Source organism: Enterococcus sp. HMSC076E04 (assembly GCF_001814285.1).
In the GTDB taxonomy this organism is placed as follows: Bacteria; Bacillota; Bacilli; order Lactobacillales; family Enterococcaceae; genus Enterococcus_B; species Enterococcus_B lactis.
Genome location: NZ_KV815599.1, coordinates 34163 through 52332, shown reverse-complemented (window position 1 = coordinate 52332; position 18170 = coordinate 34163). Strand labels below are relative to the sequence as shown.

General features: G+C 38.7%; 12 protein-coding genes. 9 read left to right on the top strand and 3 right to left on the bottom strand.

The annotated features are described in order from the left end of the window. The first annotated feature begins 365 nt into the window (after positions 1-365). The 4 genes from hisS (at position 366) to HMPREF2961_RS07540 (ending at position 6575) form a co-directional block, all read left to right on the top strand. A complete protein-coding gene (hisS, locus tag HMPREF2961_RS07555; protein ID WP_002291383.1) occupies positions 366-1658 on the top strand; it encodes a histidine--tRNA ligase in 1293 nt (430 codons plus the stop codon). A 13-nt stretch (positions 1659-1671) separates the two neighbouring features. Then, positions 1672-3441: an aspartate--tRNA ligase gene (aspS, locus tag HMPREF2961_RS07550; protein ID WP_002315647.1), complete on the top strand. Its 1770-nt coding sequence runs from the start codon at positions 1672-1674 to the stop codon at positions 3439-3441. Between the two features lie 108 nt (positions 3442-3549). Beyond that, positions 3550-4425, top strand: coding sequence for a YitT family protein (locus HMPREF2961_RS07545; protein WP_002291388.1), 876 nt, complete (start codon positions 3550-3552; stop codon positions 4423-4425). 266 nt (positions 4426-4691) lie between these two features. Beyond that, positions 4692-6575: an acyltransferase family protein gene (locus HMPREF2961_RS07540; protein WP_002314148.1), complete on the top strand. Its 1884-nt coding sequence runs from the start codon at positions 4692-4694 to the stop codon at positions 6573-6575. A gap of 68 nt (positions 6576-6643) precedes the next feature. Here the strand turns inward: HMPREF2961_RS07540 and HMPREF2961_RS07535 are convergent, their stop codons facing one another. Next, positions 6644-6928, bottom strand: coding sequence for a GIY-YIG nuclease family protein (locus HMPREF2961_RS07535; protein WP_002309959.1), 285 nt, complete (start codon positions 6926-6928; stop codon positions 6644-6646). Next, complete coding sequence (locus tag HMPREF2961_RS07530; RefSeq protein ID WP_002315648.1) at positions 6918-7652, bottom strand: tRNA1(Val) (adenine(37)-N6)-methyltransferase; 735 nt, start codon at positions 7650-7652, stop codon at positions 6918-6920. Before HMPREF2961_RS07530 ends, HMPREF2961_RS07535 begins: the two co-directional genes overlap by 11 nt. Before the next feature lie 128 nt (positions 7653-7780). On the opposite strand from HMPREF2961_RS07530, the gene HMPREF2961_RS07525 reads away from it, so the two are divergent. The 4 genes from HMPREF2961_RS07525 to HMPREF2961_RS07510 all read left to right on the top strand — a co-directional run bounded on the left by HMPREF2961_RS07525 (position 7781) and on the right by HMPREF2961_RS07510 (position 16061). Continuing rightward, entirely contained in the window at positions 7781-8404 is a 624-nt protein-coding gene (locus HMPREF2961_RS07525; protein WP_002309961.1) for a lysophospholipid acyltransferase family protein, read from the top strand. 187 nt (positions 8405-8591) lie between these two features. Next, positions 8592-9713, top strand: a complete 1122-nt coding sequence (locus HMPREF2961_RS07520) for an exonuclease SbcCD subunit D (protein ID WP_002315649.1) — start codon at positions 8592-8594, stop codon at positions 9711-9713. 6 nt (positions 9714-9719) lie between these two features. Beyond that, positions 9720-12848: an SbcC/MukB-like Walker B domain-containing protein gene (locus HMPREF2961_RS07515; protein ID WP_070704451.1), complete on the top strand. Its 3129-nt coding sequence runs from the start codon at positions 9720-9722 to the stop codon at positions 12846-12848. 18 nt (positions 12849-12866) lie between these two features. Further along, complete coding sequence (locus HMPREF2961_RS07510; RefSeq protein ID WP_070704448.1) at positions 12867-16061, top strand: DEAD/DEAH box helicase; 3195 nt, start codon at positions 12867-12869, stop codon at positions 16059-16061. A 145-nt stretch (positions 16062-16206) separates the two neighbouring features. Here the strand turns inward: HMPREF2961_RS07510 and HMPREF2961_RS07505 are convergent, their stop codons facing one another. Next, a complete protein-coding gene (locus HMPREF2961_RS07505; protein WP_002315652.1) occupies positions 16207-16914 on the bottom strand; it encodes an HAD family hydrolase in 708 nt (235 codons plus the stop codon). A gap of 764 nt (positions 16915-17678) precedes the next feature. On the opposite strand from HMPREF2961_RS07505, the gene spxA reads away from it, so the two are divergent. Further along, positions 17679-18077 (top strand): transcriptional regulator SpxA, encoded by a 399-nt coding sequence (gene spxA / locus HMPREF2961_RS07500; protein ID WP_002296384.1) that lies wholly within the window; start codon positions 17679-17681, stop codon positions 18075-18077. Positions 18078-18170: the final 93 nt, after the last annotated feature.

Sequence of the window (18170 nt, the reverse complement as noted above, 5' to 3'; positions counted from 1 at the left end):
AACAAAAGAACAAAAAGCTGAACTAAAACGTTTTTGTGAGGGAAAATAGTCAGATAACTCTTGACTTTGAGATTGGTTTTTAGTAGGTTATAAGTAATATCGAAATGTCAATGAAAGAGCGAGTAAGTTTTTGAAACTTTACAAGAGAGGATCATCGAGGCTGAAAATGATCCAAAGTTTCATTAGCCCAAAGACACTCTGGAGATGGACGAGTGAAAAGCCGTCCCGCGTACGAGCGTTATTCGTAAGAGGAAAGAGAAATCTTTCAAAATTAGGTGGTACCGTGTATGAATTTCATTCACCCTTGTTCATGATGAACAAGGGTGATTTTTTTATTTACATAGCTAAGAAAGGGAGAGAAAACTATGAGTTTCCAAAGACCAAAAGGAACAAATGATATTTTGCCAGGCGAATCAGAAAAATGGCAGTTTGTCGAAGAAACAGCACGTTTATTGTTCAGAGATTATCAGTATAATGAAATGCGTACACCGATTTTTGAACATTATGAAGTGATATCCCGCAGTGTAGGTGATACGACGGATATCGTTTCAAAAGAGATGTATGATTTTTATGACAAAGGGGAACGTCATGTGACGCTTCGACCAGAAGGTACAGCGCCAATCGTTCGTTCTTTTGTTGAGCATAAATTATTCGGTCCAGAGTATGCAAAACCGTTCAAAACTTTTTATATGGGACCAATGTTTCGCTACGAACGTCCGCAAAAAGGACGGTTACGTCAATTCCATCAGATCGGAGTAGAAGCATTTGGATCAGAGAATCCTGCAACAGATGTGGAGAGCATGGTGATGGCACTCGATTTCTTCAAACAGTTGGGAATCACGCAAATCCGTCTAGTCATCAATTCATTGGGTGATAAAGACACACGTCAAGCCTATCGTCAAGCATTAATCGATTATCTTTTACCTTTTGAAGCAGAGTTGAGTGAAGACTCTAAACGCCGTCTTCACGAAAATCCATTGCGTGTGTTGGATAGTAAGGACAAACGAGATCAAAAATTTGTAGCAGATGCGCCATCTATCTTAGATTATTTAAGCGAACCTGCTCAAAAACATTTTGATACCGTTGTTTCCATGCTGGATGCATTGGCTGTTCCTTATGAAATCGACAGTAACATGGTTCGCGGATTAGATTACTATACGCATACGATTTTTGAAATCATGAGTGACGCACCGAAAATGGGGGCACAAGCAACGATTTGCGCAGGCGGACGTTATGACAATCTAGTGGAAGAACTGGGTGGTCCTTCAACACCTGGCTTTGGATTTGCAATGGGTATCGAGCGATTACTCTTGACTATGGAGGCAGAGGAAGTAGTTATCCCTGCATTTAATGAGTTAGATGCTTATGTGGTCGCACTCGGAGACGAAACAAATATCGAAGCATTGAAAGTGGTCCAAGCGATTCGAAACTTCGGTTTTTCAGCTGACCGCGACTTCATGAACCGTAAAGCAAAAGCACAATTTAAGACAGCAGATAAAGCGAATGCCAAATTAGTATTGGTGATCGGTGAAGATGAGCTTGCTAGCCAAACGATCAATGTCAAAGCAATGGCAAGCCGAAAAGAAAAAAGTTTTCCATTAGAAGAAATATATGAGCATTTTGATGAAGTCTATGATGAAATGACTTTATTCGAGTAGGAGGAAAAAAGAAATGGCACAAAGAACGATTTATTGCGGATTAGTTTCCGAACAACAATTAGAACAAACAGTTACATTAAAAGGATGGGTACAAAAAAGACGAGACCTTGGGGGAGTAATCTTTATCGATCTACGTGATCGCGAAGGAATCGTTCAAATCGTCTTCAATCCTGAAATCAACAAAGAAGCATGGGAAATCGCAGATAAATGCCGCAGTGAATACGTGATCGAAGTAACTGGGGTAGTCAGAAGACGCGGTGAAAATGCAGTAAATCCTAAAATGGCCACTGGTGAATTTGAAGTGATTGCAAGTGAAATCGTGATTTTGAATCAAGCAAAAACACCGCCATTTCAAATTGAAGATGATCAAGCAATCAGTGACGAAATACGTTTGAAATATCGTTATTTGGATCTGCGACGTCCCAAAATGACTAAAAACATCAAATTGAGAAATGCGACAACAAAAGCGATTCGTCATTATTTAGACGATAATGACTTTCTAGATATTGAAACACCTTACCTAGGAAAATCTACACCAGAAGGCGCAAGAGACTATTTAGTTCCTTCACGTGTCCATGCTGGACATTTCTATGCGTTGCCGCAATCTCCTCAACTGTTCAAACAATTGCTGATGAATGCTGGGTTCGACCGTTATTATCAAATCGTTCGTTGTTTCCGTGACGAAGATTTACGTGGAGATCGTCAGCCTGAATTTACGCAAGTAGATATTGAAACAACGTTCCTAACAGCAGAAGAAATCCAAACCTACACAGAGGGATTGATTGCGAAGGTAATGAAAGAAGTTCGCGGCATCGAAGTCGCATTGCCATTTCCCCGTATGACCTATGATGAAGCAATGGCTCGCTACGGCAGCGACAAACCGGATACACGTTTTGAAATGGAATTGATCGATCTAAGCGAAACAGTCAAAGAAGTAGAATTCAAAGTCTTCCAAATGGCTCTTGAAAACGGCGGAGTCGTGAAAGCATTGAATGCGAAGGGCGCTGCAGATCGCTACTCACGAAAAGATATGGATCAGTTAGGACAATATGTAGGGCAATTCGGAGCTAAGGGACTTGCATGGCTGAAAGTGGAAGAAGACGGTTTGAAAGGCCCGATTGCTAAATTCATGGGAGAAGCAACAGAAGCAATCATCAAAGCAACAGATGCAGAACCAGGTGACTTGCTGATGTTTGGCGCAGATAAAAGTGAAATCGTCGCTGCTGCATTAGGGGCTATCCGAACACGTTTAGGAAAAGAATTAGGACTAATCGATGAATCCAAATTCAATTTCTTATGGGTAACTGATTGGCCTCAATTTGAATTTTCAGAAGAAGAAGGACGATATGTCTCTGCTCACCATCCATTCACGATGCCAAAAGCAGAAGATATCCCATTACTGGCTGAAGACCCTGCAAAAGTCTATGCAGAAGCTTATGATATCGTCTTGAACGGTTATGAACTAGGTGGAGGTTCTATCCGGATCCATACTCGGGAACTTCAAGAAAAAGTGTTGAAAACTTTAGGCTTTACAAAAGAACAAATGGAAGAACAATTTGGTTTCTTGCTAACAGCTTTAGATTACGGATTCCCTCCACATGGCGGCATTGCATTAGGATTGGATCGTTTTGCAATGTTATTAGCAGGGGAAGACAATATTCGTGAAGTCATTGCCTTTCCTAAAAACGGAAAAGCAGCCGATGTGATGAGTGATGCACCAAGTATGGTTTCACCTTTACAATTGTTCGAATTGAATATTGATGTAACCAATATAGAAGAATAGCCGATAAAAAGGCAAAAAGGATTTGTCGAATCTGCTTCTTTTGGCAACCTTGATTTAATTGAAAAACACTTTATAATGAAGCCATAACATATAAAGCGGGGCTTTTCCATGAAAAAAACATTCGAAAATTGGGCTTACCATGATTACACGACCAAACTTTCGGTATCAATCGTTTATGCGTTGATCGCATCTGTCGCATTGAATTTCTTTTATCAACCAGGACATATTTATTCAAGTGGTATTACTGGCCTGGCTCAGATTTTGACGACTTTGTCAAAATCACTGATAGGGTTCGAGGTGCCGGTATCAACCACTTTGTATTTACTGAATATACCTTTGTTCGTCTTGGCGTGGTTCAAAATCGGGAAGAAGTTTACAATTTTCACTTTTATCACAGTCACTTTGACCTCCCTTTGTATCCATATTTTACCGGAAACAGTCTTATCTACCGATCCAATCATTTGTGCGTTGTTTGGTGGGGCTGTGATGGGACTAGGGATTGGGCTAGCGTTGAGAAATGGCCTATCATCGGGTGGTCTAGATATCGTGAGTATCACGATTCGTAAAAAAACAGGAAAGTCGATTGGTTCTATCTCGATCTACTTCAATGCATTGATCGTTTTTGTTGCTGGGATTCTATTTGGCTGGCAATATATGTTTTACAGTACGTTGTCTATTTTCGTCAGTGGAAAAGTAACTGATGTCGTTTATACTAAACAAAAGAAAATGCAGGTAATGATCGTAACGAAACATCCAGAAAAAGTAGTGAATGAAATCCAAAACTGTATGCGTAGAGGAATCACGATCATCAATGAAGCAGAAGGTGCTTATAAACATGATAAGCAGACAGTATTGATGACGATCGTTACACGTTACGAACTGCCTCTACTCAGAGAAGCGATGAAAGCTTCTGATCCGCAAGCTTTTGTAAGTATCGCGGAAAATGTCCAGATACTTGGGCGTTTCTACGAGGATGGCATTTAGATCGAGTTTGACAAAAATTCATGAAATACTACTGTAGACAGACATTCGTTTGTCTGCAGTTTTTTTCTACCAAAGGACGGGTCAGCAAATAGAAACTACTTTTTTATTTGAAATTTTCTTAAAGTTGAAAAAAAGCATGTTTATTTTTTAAAATTTATGGGATGATAGAAAAAAATAGTAGAGAAAGGACACGATTCTACTTGCTATTTTCACTTAATACCCGTATATTACGAATGAAAAAAGTTTATGAAAAGTTGGAATATTGAATGGAAAAACAAAAAAGGTTAAAAAACAGCCGCTACATCACTGGGTTTGATGGGCTCCGTTCATTAGCTGTGGTTGGTGTTATCTTCTATCACCTTCTGCCAACTAGTATGAAAGGCGGCTATTTGGGCGTTCCGATTTTTTTCGTCGTATCTGGTTATCTGATCACGGATCTGCTAAGGCAGGAATGGGAACAAAATGGAAAAATCAATATTTGGCAATTTTATGTCAGAAGAATGAAGAGACTCTATCCGGCACTCGTTTTTATGCTTGTTACAGCTTCGGCTTATATCACCTTGTTCCAGCGAGGATTGTTGAATAATCTTCGAGGAGTTGTCGTCAGCAGCTTACTGTATGTCAACAATTGGTGGCAAATCAATAACGGTTTATCTTATTTCGACCGATTTGCTAATGAATCACCGTTTACACATATCTGGTCTTTAGCGGTAGAAGGTCAAAACTATTTGGTTTGGCCAATCTTGTTTGTATTGTTGATGGTATTTGTTCGTAAAAGAAAATGGATCTTTTATACCGTGTTAGGTACATCTTTCCTCTCTGCGATCTTGATGATGATTTTGTATACACCAGGGGGCGATCCAACCCGTGTTTATTATGGAACGGACACCCGGCTGTTTTCTATATGGTTGGGAAGTGCGCTCGCTTTTGTTTGGCCAAGTACTCGTTTGAAGAAAAACATCCCGAAACAAGCAAAAAGTATCCTGAATATCGCTGGAGGAATCTCACTGCTGGCACTGATTCTTTGCTTCTTCTTTTTAGATGATCATTACAATTTCATCTATTATGGAGGGATGCTCCTAGTGAGTCTGTTATGCGTAGTACTAGTTGCAGTGACAGCACATCCTGGAGCAAGCTTGAATCGTTGGCTGACAAATCCAGTATTTACTTGGATTGGCAAACGAAGCTACGGGATTTATCTGTATCAGTTTCCAGTTATGATTTTTTATGAAGCAAAAGTGACTGATATTGCTGATCATGTTCTGTTCCATACTTTAGTGGAAATTACATTGATTTTAATCATCAGTGAACTTTCTTATCGATATGTGGAACGTCCGCTAGCACGTTTTGACTATGGTCGTACATTCCAAGTGATGAAAGGATGGTTCAGCAAACCGATCATCAGTAAGAGCAAACCATGGGTCGTTCCAGGCACATTACTTGTAGCAATTGCATTCGTTGGTTTCGTTACGGCACCGAAAAATGCTGTAACGGCCGATCAAAAACAATTGCAGGCAAAGATCGCTGAAAGTAAAAAATTAGCAGAAGAAACCAGAAACAATTCAGAAAATACCACTAGTTCAGTTGACCAAGCGATTCTTGATAAGTACGAGTTGTCTAAGGCCCAAGGAAACAAGGCACAAAAATTAGAGCTAACGGCATTTGGTGATTCAGTTATGCTAGATGCTGCAACTGATCTACAAGAGCTTTATCCAAAAGTAGTGGTAGATGGCGATGTGGGGCGACAATTATACGCCAGTGTACCGTATATTGAAAAATTAAAGGAACAAGATTTATTGAAAGACACTGTTCTAATTGGATTAGGAACGAATGGCTCATTCTCTGAAGCTCAGTTTGATAGCGTGATGGATGCAATCGGTGATCGAAAAGTATACTGGGTCAATGTCCGAGTACCGACGAAACGTTGGCAAAATGACGTGAATGCGATGCTTGAACAGATGACGAAAAAATACGACAATATGACGCTGATTGATTGGTATAGCTACAGTAATGACCATAGTGACTGGTTTTATGATGATCAAGTCCATCCAAATCCTGAAGGGATGACACATTACATTCACTTAGTCAGTGAAGCCTTGCTAGGAGGAAGTTCAAGTACGAACAGCAGCGAGACAAACGTATCAGAATAATAGCTACAAAAAACTTCAGGCAAAAACAGTTGTTTTTGCCTGAAGTTTTTTTATCGTGTTTTTAACAGTTATCTATTTTCAGGAAGCAAAACGGTTGAGTGTGTCTTCAAATAATGTTCTTTTTGTTTTCGGGTGAGTTTTTTGAATGCAGCTTCTGCTTTTGTTGCTTCGCTTCTTGAAGAAAATACTTCTGCATGGATCATCTTAACAGGTCTTCTTTTTTGAAGACGTGTATATTTAGCGCCAGTACCATTGTTATGTTCCCCTAGTCTCCTAGAAAGGTCTGTTGTGTACCCACCGTAAAATGTCTGATCTTTACAGAATAATACGTAAAAATAATGTTTATTTGCCATAGAGCATCTCATGAATCTCTGCTGTGTATTCCCCGTCTGCATCGTAAGTGATCAATGGCGGAGCGACTTTGAATCCATCTAATTTACCATCTTTGATTCCTTCAACTAACAAAATATTTGCCTCTTTTCCAGCTTTTGGGTAAACAAATTGGATCCGTTTAGGTGCAATCCGATGATTTTGCATAATTTGGATGATCTCTAAGAATCGTTCAGGTCGATGGACCATAGCGAAACGCCCATTTGTTTTTAGTAACTTACTTGAATTGTCGATCACTTCTTCTAATGTTGTATGGATTTCATGACGGGCGATTGCTAGGTGTTTATTAGGGTTCGTTTTATTTGTTGGCAGCCCTTTGAAATAAGGTGGATTGCAGACGACTAAGTCACAAGAATTATGCCGAACGACGGATAAGCTGTCTTTCAGATCGATGGTGTGGACTGTCATCTGTTCATCTAGATGGTTCAGCGCGATGCTGCGTCTTGCCATGTCTGCTAGGCGAGGCTGAAGTTCGATAGCATCAATAGCTGCTTGAGTTCGTTTGCTTAAAAACAGGCCAACTGCACCATTACCTGCGCAAAGGTCAACAATCTGTCCTTTTTTAGGCACACGAGAGAAATGAGCAAGTAGCACAGCATCTAAAGAAAAAGAAAATACTTGGGAACTTTGGATAATTTTGATATCTTCTGCGTATAATTGGTCGATTCGTTCGTCTTCGTGAAGCATGGATTCCCTCCAAAATGAAAAAAATAGTCGTTTGTATTATACTATTTTTATTAAAAAGAACCAAGGTGGCTTGTCAAACCTCTGTTTTTTATGCATACTATGACCATAAGAAGGGAAAGGAAGAGACTATGTTTTATCGATTTATGCGAGGGGTAGTTCGAGTACTATTAGCTTTAGTCAATGGAAATGCCCGTTATGAGAATAAAGAAGTATTACCGCAAGATGAGAATTACATACTAGTTGCCCCCCATCGTACTTGGTGGGACCCATTATATCTAGCGGTAGCTGCAGCACCGAAGGAATTCAGCTTTATGGCAAAAGAAGAACTGTTCAAAAATCCGGTTCTGCGATTTATATTAACTCGATCCAATGCTTTTCCAGTTAAAAGAGAGAATCCAGGACCAAGTGTCATTAAAACACCTGTAAAGATTTTAAAATCGACAAATTTGAGTTTAATCATGTTCCCCAGTGGGACAAGGCATGCTACAGAACTTAAAGGCGGGATGGCGTTGATTTCCAGAATGTCTAAAGCGAAAATCGTGCCAGCCGTATACCAAGGTCCGCTGACACTTGGGGATTTGTTCAAGCGTAAGAGAGTGACAGTGCGTTTCGGTGAACCAATCGACCTATCAGATATCAAGAAAACGGATAAAGAAGGAATGGCGGAGATCGAACGACGAACACAAGCGGCTTTTGATAAATTGGACAAAGAAGTGAACCCAGATTTCAAATATGAAATCAAAAAAAAATAAAGTGATAAGTTTAGGAGTGGGCGGTCTTTTTGAATCTCCTGTTCTGTTCAGACTTTTCGATGAAAAACGAGGGAGAGACGTCAAGTCTGCCCTCTTTTTGCTTTCCAACGTGCAAAATAGAAGACGGGTGTCATGTAATGGATCAAAGTGTTATAATGATTAGAAGGACATTTTTTGGGGTGATTGGATGCGTTTTTTACATACAGCCGATTGGCATATCGGAAAAAAACTACAAGGTTATGACTTGATTGAAGACCAACGTCATGTATTATCTTCTATACTGAATATCGCGAAAGAAGAAAAAGTAGAGGCAATCGTGATTGCAGGAGACTTATATGATAGGAGTGTGCCGGCTGTCGATGCCGTAGCATTATACAATGAATTGATGGTTGATTGGAATTTAAAGGAAAGAATCCCAATTTTTGCTATATCAGGAAATCACGATAGCAGTACGCGACTTTCAGCTGGTACGCCATGGTTCAGTTATTCGAACTATTTTTTGCGAACGCAGCTAGCAGAAGCTTTCGAACCAGTCGAGTTTAACAACATACAATTTTTCTTTCTTCCTTACTTTGAACCAATTGCAGCCAGATTATATTTTGAAGATGACAGTATCCGCACGATCCAGCAAGCGGTAGCAAAAGTGATAGATAAAATGGAAGAGCTGTTCGATTCAGGGAAAAAACACGTATTGATTAGCCATTTTTTTGTAATGGGAAGTGTAAAATCTGATTCGGAAACGAAAATCGAAGTAGGGGGTCTGGATTCGATCCCAGGCGAACTGCTTGCACCGTTTGATTATGTAGCACTAGGACATTTGCATAATCAAGCTGCTTTAAGGCAAGATAATGCTCGCTACAGTGGCTCGCCGTTGAAATTTTCTCTATCTGAGATCAACCAGAAAAAAGGCGTATGGATCGTTGATCTGGCAACAGACCTAGAGTTGAATTTTAGGGAGATCGAACCACTGCATGATATTGAAGAAATAACAGCAAGTTTTAAAGAATTGTTGGATCCTGCCTTCTATCAGTCCGTCAATCGGGAGAATTATATCCATATCTATCTCACGGACAGAACGATCATCCCGAATATGATGAACCAGCTTCGGCAAATATATCCACGTATTTTGGGGATTGAACGGGCAAACGGCCGAGCAGAACAAACAAAGCGCAAACGAAAAGTACTAGAAATGAAAGATCCTCAAAAATTAGCAGAAGCATTTTTTAGTGAAATGACGGAAGAACAGCTAACGGCAAACCAAGAAAAATGGCTCGGAGAAACGTTGCAAGAAATCATGGAAATGGAATGATCAAGAATGAAACCGAAAAAATTAAAACTTAAAAATTTTGGTCCTTTTATCAATGAGACCGTTGATTTTTCACGATTGACAGAAGCACCGCTTTTTTTGATCAGCGGGAAGACTGGAGCAGGAAAAACGACGATTTTTGATGGGATCACTTTCGCACTTTTTGGTGAAACTTCCGGAAGACTTCGTTCTGGAAAAGAGATGCGTTCCTTGTTTGCTACACCAGAAGAAGAAACAAGCGTGACTTTTTCTTTTGAACATCAGCAGATGAACTATGAAATCGAACGAAAACCAGAACAAGTTTTAGCGAAACGAAAAGGAAACGGAACAAAAAAACAGGCAGCTAAAGTAACGTTGACCATTTTTGATGGGAAAGGAAAAGAAATAAAACAAATCACAAAACGTACAGAAGCAGACCAGTTGATCAGAGAACTGATGAATCTCGATGCGAAACAGTTTTCCCAAATCGTTTTACTGCCCCAAGGAGAATTCCGTAATTTTTTGGTTTCATCAAGCAGTGAGAAAGAGACTGTTTTACGTCATTTGTTCGGTACTCAGCTTTTCCAACAGTTTAATGAGCGATTAAAGGAAAAAGCAAAGCAACAGCAACAAAAACTAGATCATTTAGAGCAAGAACTTCATCTTTTGCAAAAAAGATTTGTTTTAGTCAAAGAAGAGGAAGCAGCAGCAGGGTTTGAAGCCGTTCTTTCCCAATGGACAAACCATCAGGCCATACTAGAAAAACAAATCACTGAAGAAAAAGAAGTTTTAGCAGACTATCAGGAGAAACAGAAACAATTAGAAAATTCCTACTATCGTTTTGAAACCTTGAAAAAAAGCTATGAAGAAAAAGCGACATTACTAAATAAGCAAAAGAAATTAGCCGCTCAAAAAGACGAAATAGAGGAAAAGAAACGATGGATTGGGTATTATGAATTTACACAACGCTTAATTGAACCAATCCAGCACCTGAAAGAAATAAAAGCTGAAAAAATAGAACTGTCACAAAAAAGCAGTGAACAAACAAAGAAACTAGCGATGACTACGCAGTATTATGAAGAGTGGCAAAAAAATGAAACAGACCGCATACATCGGCAAACAAAAATCAAAGAAGCTGCTCAACAATTGCAAAACAAACAGATGATGGTACCGATTGTCGAAGCCTTGCGTAGTAAAAAACAAGAAGCAGAACAATTAAAACATTCATTAGATAAAGAAGAAATGAACGCCGAAAAGCTACATCAAAAACAGGCTATTTATCAGGAAAGAACTCGAATTCTTCAAGAAATCTTATTGGATCAGGAAAAACTGCAGGAAGATCGTCTTGCTTTTGGACAGTTAAAACATCTAGATGAAAAACAGCAGGAAATAGAACAACAAAAAACAAAAAGTATCGAATCACTCGAACAGATAAGAGAAGAACTCAAAAAAGCAGCCGAAGAAACAACAAAAAATAATCAGCGATTGAAACAACAGATAGAACAAGCAGAACAGCTGAAAAGCCAATGGGCAAAGCAGCAAATTGCTCGTCTTCAGCTTTTTTTGCGTCCGGGGGAACCATGTCTGGTTTGTGGGTCGACAGAACATCCCGTACAACAATCAAAACATGAACAGCCAAATAAGGAAGATATCTTAAAAGTAGAGCAACAACTGGCAGAAGCTGAGTCAGCTGTAGAAAGAACCCAGCAAATCATTGCCAAAAATGAAGCATATGAAAATAATCTTCAACAGCAATTATCTGATTTAGAACAAAAAATCATGGAAACGAATATACAACTAGATGGACAAGAAAAACACTTACAACAGGCTTTGCAACAGGCATTTCCTGCGATAACAGAACAAAAAACAACAACTGCTCTTACAGTAATCGAACAATCTTTAGATAAACGAAAAAGCAAGATAGCCAATGCAAGAGCAGAACTGGAAGAAATAAGCCAACAAGTAGAAAAGCTTGAGCAGCAATTAGCTGTCTACAAGCAGCAACAGACAGCAAAAAATAATCAGCTTCAACAACTGCAAGGCGAAATCAAAAGTTTAGAAAAACAATTACAAGATACGGATAGCAACTGTTTAGAAGAAGAGATACGACAACTTGAAAAACAGTTAGAAGAAGACTCAAACCAACTCGCTGCTGAGCAGAAAGCAGGAATGCAATTGTTGCAAGATCTGCATATGCTTCGGACACAACTTGATCTTCAACAGGAACAAATAGAAAAAATAGATGAAAAAATAGAAAAAGAACAGCAAAGAATAGCTGAAAAGCTGGAAAGCCAATCGTATTTTTCAACAACTGAGGAAGTCTGTGCATTCGCACAACAGCAAGCACAATACGAAGAGAACCAGCGCATAATCACTACTTATCATGAAGCACAATTAGTGACAGCTGACCGACTACGTCAATTAGAAAATATCCAGCTGACGGAGATAGTTCCAGATACAGAAGAGATCAGCCAGCAATTGGAAGAGATAAGAGAGATGATCGAAACAAAGCAAGAAAAGATATACAGTTTACAAGAACAAAAAATCAATAACCAGAAAATCTACGATGAATGTCTTTCGATTTATCACACAAGCCAGACGCAATTAGATGAACTTACGCAATTACAGCAGCTTTCGCAAACATTCAACGGAGAAAATCCTAAGAAGACTAGTTTAGAACGGTATGTGCTTCAAGTTTATCTACAAGAAGTGTTACAAGTAGCAAATGATCATCTCCAACGTTTAACGAAAAATCGTTATCAGTTTGAACTAGCGGATACGATCGGCAGTTATCGAGGGAAAACCGGATTAGAAATCAATATCTATGATGATCAGGCAGGCATGTCTCGAAGCGCGCATACGCTGTCTGGCGGTGAAAGTTTTATTGCAGCACTTTCTTTAGCATTAGCCCTTGCGGATGTGATTCAGACACAAGCTGGTGGGGTAGCAATCGATGCATTGTTTATTGATGAAGGTTTTGGGTCATTAGATGAAGAAGCTTTGGAAATGGCGATGGAAGCTTTAGAAACGATTGAAAGTGAAGGAAGAATGATCGGGATCATTAGTCATGTAAGAGAATTGAAAGAACGAGTATTACAGCAAATAAGAATTGATACAGAAGGTAGCGGACAAAGCAAAATACGCTATCAACTTGGATAAAAAGGGAGATTGGTAACTATGAAATGGAGTATTCCGGAAAAAGTCATTGCACGTGGGCATCAATACTTGCAAGAAGGCCGAGTGTTATCGGTTGTCCCTGACCAAGAAGAAAACGTGTGGCATGCAGAAGTCTTGGGCAGTGAATTGTATATGGTTGATTTGGATGGGACAGCAAAAGAGATAGATTACTGCCAATGTCCATATTGGGAGGAACATAAATATTGTAAGCATACAGTTGCTGTGGAACTTTACTTACGGTCGAAAAATCTATCTCGTATCATGAAAAAAGACCAGCCGATGTTAGAACCGGTAAAAACAACAAGTGAAGGAGAAATCATTGCAAAAGGTTTTTCTCGTCTAAAAACACAAAAAAATCCTCAAGCGGTGCAACCCTTGATTATTGAATACCAAGTAGAAACGATTGAGACAAATCAGTATCATCCAGAGCTTTCTATTTTGGCGCTTTACTTACGTATCGGTTCTTTGGCATCGCCGAAAAAAACATATATCGTAAAAAACATCTATGATTTTTTACAGGCTTACACAGAAAAAGAAACCTACACAGTCAATAAGCAGTATCAGTTTCGTCTAGATAAACGGGCTTTTCAAAAAGAAGATCAAAAAATACTCGCTCATCTTGCAGGAAGTGCCCAAACGCATCAATTATTAGGCACGAATGGCTTGCAAGTCAAAGGGAAACTAGACAAAAGATACCTGCTTCTCCCAGTAGAACAAGCCCGCTTCCTACTAGAACAGATGAATCAGACGACACGTTTGCATCTGCAGATAAATGAACAAAACGATCAAGGAATCCAATTTTCCGATCAAAACAAGCCTTTATCATTCAAAGTGGAAAAACAGGGAGAAGACTATTTATTGCAAGCATTGAATGATTTTGATTTTTTCTTTATGCATTATCAGTGGGGGCTTATCCAGGGAGTATTCTATTCTCTAACGAAGCATCAACAAACAGTTTATCAAACTTGGAAACAATTGATTCGCCGATTGGAGAAACCAGAAGTAGTATTCAAGAAAAAAGAACTACCGGCCTTGTTTAAAGAAATCATTCCTCTTCTTTCGGAGATCGGAGACGTAGTGATTGCCTCTGAAGTAGAAAAGGAAGTAGCAGATATTCCAGTCGAATTTATTTTCTTTTTTCGAAAAGCCAAAGGAAAAATCCAAGCTCGAGTCGATTTCGTCTATGGCGAAGTCATCTATTCGACCGATCCAAAACATGAGGTCTCGGCAAATCAGGACTTTCAGGTGCTGCGTGACAGAGCTGAAGAAAAACGAGTCCTTGATTTATTCAGGATGTATCGCTACCAGAAAAATGAAACTGGCTATGAGCGTCCATTGCCAAGCGGGGAGGAACTATATGCCTTTTTCCGTACAGAACTATCTGTCTTCCGTCAGTTTGGTGAAGTCAGACTTGGCAGAAAGTTGCGGGAGTTGTATTTAGATGCGCATAAACATCAACCGCAAATCGAAGTAACCGAGACTGGTTCATGGCTTGATATTCGGTTCGACGTATCGGGGATAGAAGAGCAAGAGATTGATCATGTACTGCAAAGCTTGTTGCGAAATGATGCTTTTTATACATTGGAAAATGGACAGGTTCTTTCTTTTGATTCAGAGGAATTCCAACAAACAAGTCAAGTATTGCAACAATTACGAGAGTCAATACGTTCAGAAGAAGGGACGATCCATGTACCTAAGAATCAAGGACTGATCATTCAAAATCAATTGGAAAAAAGCAATGCTACTTTTAGCGAATCGTTTCAAACGATGGTCCAAGATCTCATTCATCCAGAAGGGTATCAGGCGCAACTTCCCAAAGGATTGAATGCAAAGATGAGAGAGTATCAGAAGCAAGGGTTCCGGTGGTTGAAGATGTTAGGCCATTATCAGTTTGGCGGTATCTTAGCCGATGAAATGGGACTTGGGAAAACACTGCAGACGATTGCCTTTTTACTTTCGGAAAAAGAAGAACGGGAAAGCTTTTCTGCTTTGATCGTAGCGCCGGCCAGCTTAATCTACAACTGGCAGGCAGAGGTAAAAAAATTCGCTCCTTCTTTGAATATCCAAGTAATCAATGGGAATAAAAAAGAACGGGAAGAATTGCTGGCTAAAGACACAGATATTCGAGTGACCTCTTATGCCAGTTTGAGACAGGATTTAGCTGATTACCAGTCACAAAAAATTGATTATTTGATCCTTGATGAGGCGCAAATGGTCAAAAATAGTAGTACGAAAACTGCTCAAGCATTGAGAGAATTAGCTGTGCCTCAGCGATTTGCATTAAGTGGGACACCAATCGAGAATAATTTAGAAGAATTGTGGTCATTGTTTGCAACAATCATGCCAGGATTTTTCCCAACCAAAACAAAATTCAGAGAACTTGCCGCAGAAGAAATTGCGCAAATGATCCGACCGTTCATTTTACGGCGAGATAAACAAACTGTGTTGAAAGACTTACCAGAAAAAACAGAAATGAATCTATATTCTGCACTGACAGAAGAACAAAAGACCGTTTATTTAGCTTACTTGCGTCAAATGCGTGAAGAAATCTCGTCAATGGATTCTGAAGCATTCAAGAAAAACCGGATCGGGATACTAGCAGGTCTGACAAGGTTGCGTCAAATTTGTTGCGATCCTCGTCTGTTTATTGAAGATTACCAAGGCGGTTCTGGCAAACTCGAACAAGTAAAAGATCTATTAGTCGCTGCCAAAGAGAACAAACGCAGAGTTCTGCTGTTTTCTCAATTTACAGGTATGCTTACTATCTTACAAGAAGAGTTAGCCGAGCTGGGAATCTCAACATTTTATTTAAGAGGCAGTACAAAACCGCAAGATCGATTAAGTATGGTAGATGCATTTAATGCAGGCGAAAAAGATGTTTTCCTGATTTCTTTAAAGGCTGGGGGAACGGGACTGAATTTGACAGGAGCAGATACGGTCATCTTGTATGACCTTTGGTGGAACCCTGCAATTGAAGAACAAGCTGCTGGTCGTGCGCATCGAATCGGACAGAAAAATGTGGTAGAAGTGTGGCGTATGATTTCTGAAGGAACGATTGAAGAACGAATGGATTCGCTCCAACAAGAAAAACGCGAACTGTTCCAAAAAGTGATCCAAGGAAATGAAGAACAGCTGACAAAACTGACTGAAGAAGATATCCGCATGATCTTAAGTGTAGGAGAGATTGAGAAGTAAGAGATTCGAAACAATCGTTCAGTAATGGATAAGAAGATTTTTCGAAAAAAGCAGGTGTTTAGTTGATTTAAGAAATAGCAAGGAAGCTGGGTTTCTGTTTTATCCCGATTTCCTTGCTATTATTTTTTGTTTTTATTTATAGGCGTTAAGCAAAGATTGTCTTCATTGTTTCTAACAGCTGATCAAAAGAAGAAATTTCGATATCGCAAATAGGGGTCTGGTCGATTTTGCGTTCTCGATGGTTGAACCAAAGTGCTTGCCAGTCGGCACTTTTTGCACCTAAAACATCATTGTCATAATTGTCGCCAACATATAGAGTCTCTCCTGGAAGCATATAAAATTCTTTCTCAGCAAGCTGAAAAATCTCTTTTTCTGGCTTTTGGAAACCTGTTGCTTGAGAAACCAGCATGTTGTGGGAAGGAATCCAATTGTTCAATTGAAGTTGTTTTAATTTTTTTGTCTGATGGTCAGTCGGTCCATTTGTGATAATTCCTAATGGGACATTTTTTTCCTTCAAGAAGTCAAGTGTTTTTTTGACCTCCTCATGCAAACAGATATTATCAAGTTCTTCCTCGTAAATTTTTTGAAATAGGAGACCTTCTTCTTCTGTGATGTGAGGGTAGTCTAAATCTTTTAGTGATTGGCTGATTCGATGTGCTCGCATATATTCTAGCGTCCACTCTCCTGCCATTACTTTTGGAAAGTTTTCATCACTATGATGACGGAATCGGATATATAGTGGATGCATATCTTCATCTGAAACAAGCGGCACGACTCTTTTTACCGCATTTCGAAATGGCTGCTGCTGATCATACATTGTATCATCAACATCAAACACAACTGATTTAATCAAAATTTTACACGCCTTTCGGTTTTCATTGATTTTTTCACAAATCCTTGACTATTGTAACAGAAAAAATCATCTAAAAAAGCTGATAAATAAAGGTTTTTCTTACTATATTTCTGTTTCCTTGACAGAATAAGGTTTTTATATTTCAGTTTTTTTCACTAAAAATCATGAAACACGTCAATAGGTTTGATGAACAAATTAATCATTATTGTGTAACTCGGTTGGTTTATTTTAATGCAATCTCTGAGGAATTTTCGAAAGGTTTATTTTTTTAATACAGTCTCAGTATAACTATTCAAACATAAAATAACGTTATTTAGTTTATTTGTTTATAGTAAATTTTATCTAGTAATCATTGCTTTAAAATATTGCGCTTATATAACAGAGAAAATAAGCGTTATAATAAAGAACAATATTATCTAAAATGACAAGAAACATTACTATCAAAGAAATAAAAAACATAAAAAATCTTAAGAAATCGGTTTCATTTGTGTTTTTAGATAAAATAATAGTACAGTTTTGTTTGCTGTTTCATTGTCTTCTAAAATTTGAATTAGATTTGAAAACTCTAATTTTTAAATGATGAAAAAAGCAAGAACGCTGGTTTTACTGTATATTAACCTTAGATAACTTTCATTTTTTTAAAAAAATTATGAAAAAAAGGTAGCTATTTAAAAGTTGATTATGTATAATAGAAACAGATGGGAGATTATTATGATCTTCTGTTACAAAAAAGTGATTCTTATCACGAAAAGGAGTGGTGCACGTTGTTAACATTATATACTTCCCCAAGTTGTACTTCCTGCAGAAAGGCTCGTGCGTGGTTGCAAGAACATCAGATTCCATTTGTTGAACGTAATATTTTTTCAGAACCATTGAACAGTTCTGAATTAAAAGCGATTTTACAAATGACAGAAGACGGAACAGAAGAAATCATCTCGACACGTTCCAAAGTATTCCAAAAACTGAACATGGATTTAGATGATCTGCCGTTACAAGAACTATTGGAACTTGTGCAAAACAATCCTGGATTGCTTCGCCGTCCAATCATGATTGATGATAAACGTCTACAAGTTGGTTTTAATGAAGACGAGATTCGTCGATTCCTGCCGCGCGATGTACGACAATTAGAATTGCGTCAAGCACAATTGATGGCTGGATTATAGAAGATAAAATGAAACTTGGAAAAACTATTACGAGGATAGTTTTTCCAAGTTTTTTTGTTTTTATAAATAGCGTTCTTTATTGTGGGCACAAAA

Excerpts from the sequence above, each read along its gene's own strand:
- HMPREF2961_RS07515 (WP_070704451.1), top strand. The coding sequence starts at position 9,720 with ATGAAACCGAAAAAATTAAAACTTAAAAATTTTGGTCCTTTTATCAAT.
- HMPREF2961_RS07525 (WP_002309961.1), top strand. The coding sequence starts at position 7,781 with ATGTTTTATCGATTTATGCGAGGGGTAGTTCGAGTACTATTAGCTTTA.
- HMPREF2961_RS07520 (WP_002315649.1), top strand. The coding sequence starts at position 8,592 with ATGCGTTTTTTACATACAGCCGATTGGCATATCGGAAAAAAACTACAA.
- hisS (WP_002291383.1), top strand. The coding sequence starts at position 366 with ATGAGTTTCCAAAGACCAAAAGGAACAAATGATATTTTGCCAGGCGAA.
- HMPREF2961_RS07545 (WP_002291388.1), top strand. The coding sequence starts at position 3,550 with ATGAAAAAAACATTCGAAAATTGGGCTTACCATGATTACACGACCAAA.
- HMPREF2961_RS07540 (WP_002314148.1), top strand. The coding sequence starts at position 4,692 with ATGGAAAAACAAAAAAGGTTAAAAAACAGCCGCTACATCACTGGGTTT.
- HMPREF2961_RS07535 (WP_002309959.1), bottom strand. The coding sequence starts at position 6,928 with ATGGCAAATAAACATTATTTTTACGTATTATTCTGTAAAGATCAGACA.
- aspS (WP_002315647.1), top strand. The coding sequence starts at position 1,672 with ATGGCACAAAGAACGATTTATTGCGGATTAGTTTCCGAACAACAATTA.
- HMPREF2961_RS07530 (WP_002315648.1), bottom strand. The coding sequence starts at position 7,652 with ATGCTTCACGAAGACGAACGAATCGACCAATTATACGCAGAAGATATC.
- HMPREF2961_RS07510 (WP_070704448.1), top strand. The coding sequence starts at position 12,867 with ATGAAATGGAGTATTCCGGAAAAAGTCATTGCACGTGGGCATCAATAC.